The sequence below is a fragment of the Vibrio rotiferianus CAIM 577 = LMG 21460 genome (assembly GCF_002741985.1).
Taxonomy (GTDB): Bacteria; Pseudomonadota; Gammaproteobacteria; order Enterobacterales; family Vibrionaceae; genus Vibrio; species Vibrio rotiferianus.
In genome coordinates, this window is record NZ_APHW01000028.1 from 91,043 (window position 1) to 99,026 (window position 7,984).

Sequence of the window (7,984 nt, forward strand, 5' to 3'; positions counted from 1 at the left end):
AAATTACATTCTAACTACCTCTCTATTTGCTCTGTTCCTTTCCTCACCAAACATTGGATGTATTGGGCAACCAATTAATTGTTGTTATTTTTTCAGGAAGTCGTGGGAGAACGCAGTGAGCGCATTTAACGTAGCAAAATTCGGTGGAACCAGTGTTGCCAACTTTGAGGCAATGAGTCGTTGCTCCACTATCATAGAAAACAACCCAAATACTCGTCTTGTCGTCAGCAGCGCTTGCTCAGGTGTCACTAACTTATTGGTTGAGCTGGCAAATGGTGTTCAAGACCAAGAACATCGAGCAGAAGTACTTCAGAAACTAGCAGGCATCCACGAATCGATTCTGTCGCAGCTAGAAAACGCAACCGAAGCAGCAGCTGAGGTTTATTCGATTCTTGATACCGTCACGAGCTTGGCAGAGGCTGCTTCAATCCAAGCAAGCACCAAACTGACAGACCATTTAGTCGCTTGTGGTGAATTAATGTCGACTCATATCCTTGCACAACTAATGCGTGAGCGTGGTGTGAACGCAGTTCGTTTTGATATTCGCGACGTGTTAAAAACCGATGGAAACTTTGGTCGAGCTGAACCTAATGTCGAGACCATTTCACAACTAGCACAAGAAAAGTTAGTCCCACTTTGCCAAGAATACGTGGTGATCACCCAAGGTTTTATTGGCTCAGATGAAGAAGGCAACACAACCACTCTTGGCCGTGGCGGCAGTGACTACAGTGCAGCACTCATTGCAGAAGGTGTGAAAGCAGCAGGTCTAGAGATTTGGACCGACGTACCGGGCATCTATACCACAGACCCACGTATCGCCTCAAAAGCAGCGCCAATCCCAGAGATCAGCTTTAGCGAAGCATCAGAGATGGCAAACTTCGGCGCAAAAATTCTGCACCCTTCAACGCTAGTTCCGGCACTTCGTCACGACATCCCTGTATTCGTAGGCTCGTCTAAAGAACCGGAAAAAGGTGGTACATGGATCCGCCACCAAGTAGAGAGCTCACCTTTATTCCGAGCACTTGCTCTGCGCTGCAACCAAACCATGGTGACATTACGCAGTGCTAACATGTTCCACGCATACGGCTTCTTAGCGAAAGTATTTGAGATCCTAGCGAAGCACAAAATCTCTGTTGACCTGATCACCACATCTGAAATTAGTGTGTCACTCACTCTTGATCAAACAGACACGTCTGGCGGCGCTCCTCAATTGCCACAAGCCGCGCGTGAAGAGCTTGAAGAGCTATGTAAAGTAGAAGTGGAGCACGACCTATGCCTCGTCGCTCTGATTGGTAACAACATGAGTGAAAGCAAAGGCTATGCGAAGCAAGTATTTGGCACGTTAGAAGACTTCAACCTACGTATGATCTGTTACGGAGCAAGCCCACATAACCTGTGCTTCCTTGTTCACGAGTCCGTATCTCGCCAAGCGATCCAAAAACTGCATACTGAATTGTTCGAGCAATAAGACTGCTTTCATTCACTAATGAACAAGGGCTGCACATGGCAGCCCTTTTAGTTTCTATATGGTTTGGTTAACCGTTAATGTTGGGACCTAACCATTTTTCCGCTTCGATCCTATCCCAGCCTTTACGATCAGCATAGCTTTGCAGCTGATCTTCTTGGATCTGAGCGATCGCAAAGTAACGAGAATCAGGATGCGAGAAGTACCAACCCGATACGGATGCTCCTGGGTACATCGCATAGCTCGATGTCAGTGACATACCAATGTTTTCTTCAACATCCATCAGCTCCCAAAGCGGTCCTTTTTCAGTATGCTCTGGACAGGCAGGATAGCCTGGAGCAGGTCGAATACCTTGGTATTTCTCACGAATCAGTTCTTCATTCGACAGAGCTTCATCCACAGCGTAACCCCAAATCTCTTTGCGTACACGCTCATGTAGATACTCAGCAAATGCTTCCGCCAGACGGTCCGCTACCGCTTGAATCATGATGGCATTGTAATCATCACCCTGTGCTTTGTATTCGTCAGCAAGTTCGCGTTCACCGATACCGCCGGTTACAGCAAAAGCACCAACCCAATCGTGCTTACCAGACTCTTTCGGGGCAACATAATCCGACAGGCAGTAGTTGAAGCCTTTTGGTTTCTCTGTTTGCTGACGCAAGTTATGCAGTACTTTTGCCACTTCTGTACGCGATTCGTCAGTGTAAACTTCAATATCATCACCGACACTCGCGGCAGGGAACAGACCACACATACCGCGTGCTTTGAGTAACCCTTCATGCTCAACACGATCCAATAACTCGTTGGCATCTTTGTACAGGCGCTGAGCCTCTTCTCCCACTTCTTCATGGTCAAAGATTGTTGGATACTTACCGACTAATGACCAAGTCATAAAGAAAGGCGTCCAGTCGATGTACTTACGCAAAGTCGACACTTCAAAGTCATCAAAGATATGGATGCCTGGCTTCGCTGGTACTGGAGGCGTATACGTATCCCAATCAATCGCGACTTTGTTCGCACGTGCTGCTTCTAAAGTGACAGGTTTAGTACGTGGCTTTTTACGATTGTGCTGATCACGAACGCGAACGTAATCTTCATCCAACTTTTCTACAAATGCAGGACGGAGTTCATCAGACAACAATGAAGTACATACACCAACCGCTCGCGAAGCATTGTTCACATACACTACAGGGTTCTTGTAGTTCTGCTCAATCTTAACTGCCGTATGCGCTTTTGATGTTGTCGCACCACCAATCAGAAGCGGAAGATCGAAATCAAGACGCTCCATTTCTTTGGCTACATGCACCATTTCATCGAGAGACGGAGTAATCAAACCAGAAAGACCAATGATATCGACGTTTTCTTCTTTGGCTACCTTGAGGATCTTCTCACATGGCACCATTACGCCAAGATCGATGATCTCGTAGTTGTTACATTGCAGAACCACGCCAACAATGTTCTTACCGATATCGTGAACGTCACCTTTTACCGTAGCCAACAAAATCTTACCGTTGGAAGAGCCCGCTTGCTTCTCTTTATTGATGAAAGGTTCTAAGTGCGCTACTGCCTGCTTCATAACACGCGCTGATTTCACTACCTGAGGAAGGAACATCTTTCCTTCACCAAATAAGTCACCCACCACGTTCATGCCATCCATCAATGGACCTTCAATTACTTCAAGCGGCTTAGAGGCATTGAGGCGAGCCTCTTCGGTATCTTCGACAATGAACTCCGTAATGCCTTTAACCAGTGCATGCTCCAGACGTTTTTCTACCGCCCAAGTACGCCACTCTAGTGCAGAAGCATCTTCTTCTTTACCAACGCCTTTACCTGCGTATTCTGCAGCGATATCAAGTAGTCGCTCAGTCGAATCATCACGACGGTTAAGAACCACATCTTCTACTGCCTCACGCAGCTTATCAGGAACGTTATCGTAAATTTCTAACTGACCCGCGTTCACGATGCCCATGTCCATACCGTTTTTAAAACAGTGGTATAGGAACACCGCATGAATCGCTTCACGAACGTAGTTATTGCCGCGGAATGAGAAGGAAACGTTAGACACACCACCAGAGATCATCGCGTGAGGTAAGTCGCGCTTGATGTCTGCAACCGCTTCGATGAAATCCACGGCGTAGTTGTTGTGCTCTTCGATACCCGTCGCAACTGCAAAGATGTTCGGGTCAAAGATGATATCTTCTGGTGGGAAGCCGACTTCATCAACCAAGATACGGTAAGCGTTTGTACAGATTTCTAGCTTACGCTCACGTGTTTCTGCCTGACCAACTTCGTCAAACGCCATAACGATAACTGCGGCACCGTATCGACGAATCAGTTTTGCTTGCTCAACAAACTTCTCTTTACCTTCTTTCAAAGAGATGGAGTTTACGATGCCCTTGCCCTGAATACACTTCAGACCCGACTCGATCACCTCCCATTTAGAGGAGTCGACCATGATAGGCACTTTGGAGATTTCAGGCTCAGATGCGCATAGGTTTAGGAAGCGAACCATACACGCTTCTGCATCCAACATGCCTTCATCCATGTTGATGTCGATGATCTGAGCGCCGCTCTCAACTTGTTGGCGAGCAACTTCCAGAGCTTCGTCGTAAAGTTCTTCTTTGATCAGGCGTTTAAAGCGAGCAGAACCAGTTACGTTAGTACGCTCACCTACGTTGATAAACAGCGTCTCTTTTTCAATAGTAAGAGGCTCAAGACCGGATAAACGACACGCAACCGTAAGCTCAGGCAAATCACGAGGTTTCACACCTTCAACTGCCATTGCCATATGGCGAATATGCTCTGGCGTGGTACCACAACAACCACCAATTAGGTTGAGGAAACCACTCTCCGCCCACTCTTTAACGTGTTCCGCCATATCTTCTGGCGAAAGGTCATACTCACCAAACGCATTCGGTAGACCCGCATTTGGGTGAGTAGAAACAAAAGATTCCGAAATACGAGAAAGCTCTTCTACGTACGGGCGTAGTTCGTCAGGGCCAAGCGCACAGTTCAAACCAAATGAAATCGGGTTAACATGACGAAGAGAGTTATAGAAGGCTTCCGTAGTTTGACCTGAGAGGGTGCGTCCAGAAGCATCGGTAATTGTACCGGAGATCATAACTGGTAACTCGATGCCTAATTCTTCAAAAACACTATCAACCGCGAAGGCACAAGCTTTAGCGTTAAGCGTATCGAAGATGGTCTCGATCAGAATAAGATCAGAGCCGCCTTTTATCAGCGCTCGAGTGGATTCTGAATAAGCTTCAACAAGCTCATCGAAGCTGACGTTACGATAGCCCGGATCGTTTACATCAGGGGAGATAGAACAAGTGCGGTTTGTTGGGCCAAGCACACCCGCGACATAACGTGGGCGCTCTGGCGTTTTTGCCGTCCACTCATCAGCGGCTTCACGAGCAAGCTTTGCAGCGGCAAAGTTGATTTCCTCACTCAGGCTTTCCATTTCATAGTCAGCCATCGCAATCGTCGTCGCATTAAAAGTATTGGTCTCAAGAATATCAGCGCCAGCTTCTAAGTAAGCGCTGTGAATTTCCTTAATCAATTGAGGCTGAGTGAGCACCAACAAATCGTTGTTGCCTTTTAGATCACAATGCCAATCCGCAAAGCGTTCTCCTCGATAGTCCTGCTCTTCAAGTTTGTATCCCTGAATCATGGTGCCCATACCACCATCGATCAGCAAGATACGTTGCTTTAATTGAGCTTCAATCTGTTGTCTTACATTACTTCCCACAGTACAGCCTCATTCCTTTAGTTATCTCTCCATCCTATCACACAAATTAAAGGAGTCTAGACGTCTAAAATACGAATTGCTGATTATTTTGTCTCCATTCTTGCTTACCGTAATATCACGAAAAAATGTTTGCTATTTGGTCAACATCGTCCGAAAATTCCATTCATAAATTGTTACAAATAGAGAGCTCTATGTCGGTTTACCATACCTTATGCTTCTTATCTGCTGCAGCAATGATTATTGCCTTTGTAAACAGCAAGATAGGAAAAATGCAAACTACCATCGCTATTACCGCCGGTTCAATGGTACTTTCTCTCCTTATTTTGATAGCAGGTCAAAATGACTGGTTTCATCTCACAGAGATAGCTACTGAGACTGTTACGAAAATCAACTTCGAAGACTTTTTACTCAAGGGGATATTGGGGTTCCTCCTCTTTGCAGGAGGCTTGGGGATTAAGCTACCAAATCTCAAAGATCAAAAATGGGAGATTACGGTTCTTGCCTTGGGTGCAACGCTCTTCTCGACCTTTTTCATAGGTTTTGTTCTCTATGGCTTTTGCAGCCTGATCGGTATCCAATTTGATCTGATTTATTGTTTATTGTTTGGCGCACTTATTTCACCTACTGACCCAATCGCCGTGCTCGCGATTGTTAAGAAACTTGATGCTCCAAGACGAATTTCAACTCAGATTGAAGGGGAATCACTATTCAACGATGGCTTTGGCCTCGTCATATTTGTAACTCTATTTACTATTGCTTTTGGAACGGAAGCTCCTACCGTAGGAAGTGTAACTCTTCTATTTATCCAAGAAGCCATTGGAGGGATCGTCTACGGCTTTGCGCTAGGACTACTATTCCACTACTTGATCAGTGCAACTGATGATCATTCAATGGAGCTATTGTTGACCATTGGTATCCCAACTGCTGGATACGCTTTTGCAGAGTACCTACATGTATCAGGTCCACTTGCGATGGTTGTATCGGGCATCATGATTGGTAACTGGACTCGCTTTATTGGTTTCTCTAAAGAGAGTGAAGATCATCTAGACCACTTCTGGGAACTTGTCGATGAATTCTTAAATGGTGTGTTATTCCTACTAATAGGTATGTCAATGTTGCTATTCGAGTTCCATAAAGAAGACTGGATCATGATGGCGATATCCGTACCATTAGTACTTGCAGCTCGATACTTAAGTGTATTTATCTCCTATATCGGATTTAAGCGATACCGAAAATATAACCCTTGGTCTATCAAGATTCTTACTTGGGGAGGGTTAAGGGGTGGATTGGCACTCGCAATGGCATTATCTATACCATCTGGTTTTTGGGTGATTCCGGACAAGCTAATTGATGTAAAAGAGATCATATTAGTTATGACCTACTCGGTTGTTGTATTCTCTATTCTCGTCCAAGGTTCGACAATCACACCTATGATAGAGAAAGCAAAGATGGCAGAGCGATTACTTGAAGAAGAATCGAATAAAACAAAAGATTCTGAAATATCTCAAGAGTGACCACTTGTCCCATCAGATTTTATGGCAGCCAATAGGCTGCCTTTTTTATGTCTACATGAGGAAAACTATGCTTAATTCGATTTATTACATATGAGCTTTAAACACCACTTGAAAATATCAAGTTGAGCCAAAAACGTGCAGCAAAGGTTAATTAGAATCAATAAGATTAGTACAAGAGTATCTACTTTTATTACAAGTAATCAGAGACATCGTACATTACCTGTCGAAGGTAGCGATTCAAAGCTAAGCTGATGAAGTGAAGGAAGCGGCTAGATTTACAAAAATAGCCTCACAAACTTAGTCTGCCCAGTTGATGAGAAGCTTTACGTGTACAGGGATAACTTCGAGGCAAAACTTTTGCAGGACTCATCTCCTGAGGGAGAAAATCGCTTTGCTTTAAAACGAAGAAAGCCAGTCCGAAGGCTGGGTTTCTAAATAAGTGGCGGAGCGGCTGGGCTTGCACTCAATTGGACTCGCACACAAGCGGGGCTCGCTGGTCGTAGACCAAAATAATAGCGTAAACGAAAAAGCCCTAGCATTTCTGCTAGGGCTTTGTCTGAATAAGTGGCGGAGCGGACGGGACTCGAACCCGCGACCCCCGGCGTGACAGGCCGGTATTCTAACCAACTGAACTACCGCTCCGCATTGGTCAGACTTTGAAGTCTAAATAAGAACCTGGCGATGTTCTACTCTCACATGGGGAAGCCCCACACTACCATCGACGCTACTTCGTTTCACTTCTGAGTTCGGAATGGAAGTCAGGTGGGTCCAAAGCGCTATGGTCGCCAAGCAAAATTCTGATTATAAATGGTGCTGATACCCAGACTCGAACTGGGGACCTCATCCTTACCAAGGATGCGCTCTACCACCTGAGCTATATCAGCATCAAGATGTCCCTTTAGGACTAAAAAAGCCCGTTTTTACAAACGGGCTCTCTTAACTAGCGTCTTCACCTTTAAAAAGGTAAAAACTAAATTTAAAGCCTGGCGATGTCCTACTCTCACATGGGGAAGCCCCACACTACCATCGGCGCTAATTCGTTTCACTTCTGAGTTCGGAATGGAAATCAGGTGGGTCCAAATCGCTATGGTCGCCAAGCAAATTCTTTAATTCGGAAAGCTGTTTTCGTTCTTAACACATTCAATGTTCTTACATTGAGTCCATCAAAACCCCTTGGGTGTTGTATGGTTAAGCCTCACGGGCAATTAGTACAGGTTAGCTCAACGCCTCACAACGCTTACACACCCTGCCTAT

General features: G+C 45.4%; 3 protein-coding genes, 2 tRNA genes and 2 rRNA genes. 2 read left to right on the forward strand and 5 right to left on the reverse strand.

The genetic code is table 11. The features are described 5' to 3' along the window. Positions 1 to 115 precede the first annotated feature (115 nt). The gene (gene lysC, locus B853_RS13375) at positions 116 to 1,468 is read left to right on the forward strand and encodes a lysine-sensitive aspartokinase 3 (protein WP_005444309.1); all 1,353 of its coding nucleotides are present in this window, start codon (positions 116 to 118) and stop codon (positions 1,466 to 1,468) included. Positions 1,469 to 1,535: 67 nt separating this feature from the next. Here the strand turns inward: lysC and metH are convergent, their stop codons facing one another. Then, positions 1,536 to 5,216 carry a methionine synthase gene (metH, locus tag B853_RS13380; protein ID WP_038884618.1) on the reverse strand — a complete coding sequence of 1,227 codons (3,681 nt, stop codon included), beginning with the start codon at positions 5,214 to 5,216 and terminating at the stop codon, positions 1,536 to 1,538. Positions 5,217 to 5,407: 191 nt separating this feature from the next. Here metH and B853_RS13385 point away from each other — a divergent pair, with 191 nt between their 5' ends. Further along, positions 5,408 to 6,730 carry a cation:proton antiporter gene (locus B853_RS13385; protein WP_010450518.1) on the forward strand — a complete coding sequence of 441 codons (1,323 nt, stop codon included), beginning with the start codon at positions 5,408 to 5,410 and terminating at the stop codon, positions 6,728 to 6,730. Positions 6,731 to 7,295: 565 nt separating this feature from the next. Here the strand turns inward: B853_RS13385 and B853_RS13390 are convergent. From B853_RS13390 to rrf (B853_RS13405), 4 genes are all read right to left on the reverse strand, one after another. After that, positions 7,296 to 7,372: transfer RNA gene (locus tag B853_RS13390), tRNA-Asp, on the reverse strand. 31 nt (positions 7,373 to 7,403) lie between these two features. Next, a 5S ribosomal RNA gene (gene rrf / locus B853_RS13395) occupies positions 7,404 to 7,520 on the reverse strand. Positions 7,521 to 7,538: 18 nt separating this feature from the next. Beyond that, positions 7,539 to 7,614, reverse strand: a tRNA-Thr gene (locus B853_RS13400). Between the two features lie 97 nt (positions 7,615 to 7,711). Then, positions 7,712 to 7,828: ribosomal RNA gene (gene rrf, locus B853_RS13405) — 5S ribosomal RNA — on the reverse strand. Positions 7,829 to 7,984: the final 156 nt, after the last annotated feature.

Coding starts and splice junctions, on each gene's coding strand:
- B853_RS13385 (WP_010450518.1), top strand. CDS start 5,408: ATGTCGGTTTACCATACCTTATGCTTCTTATCTGCTGCAGCAATGATT.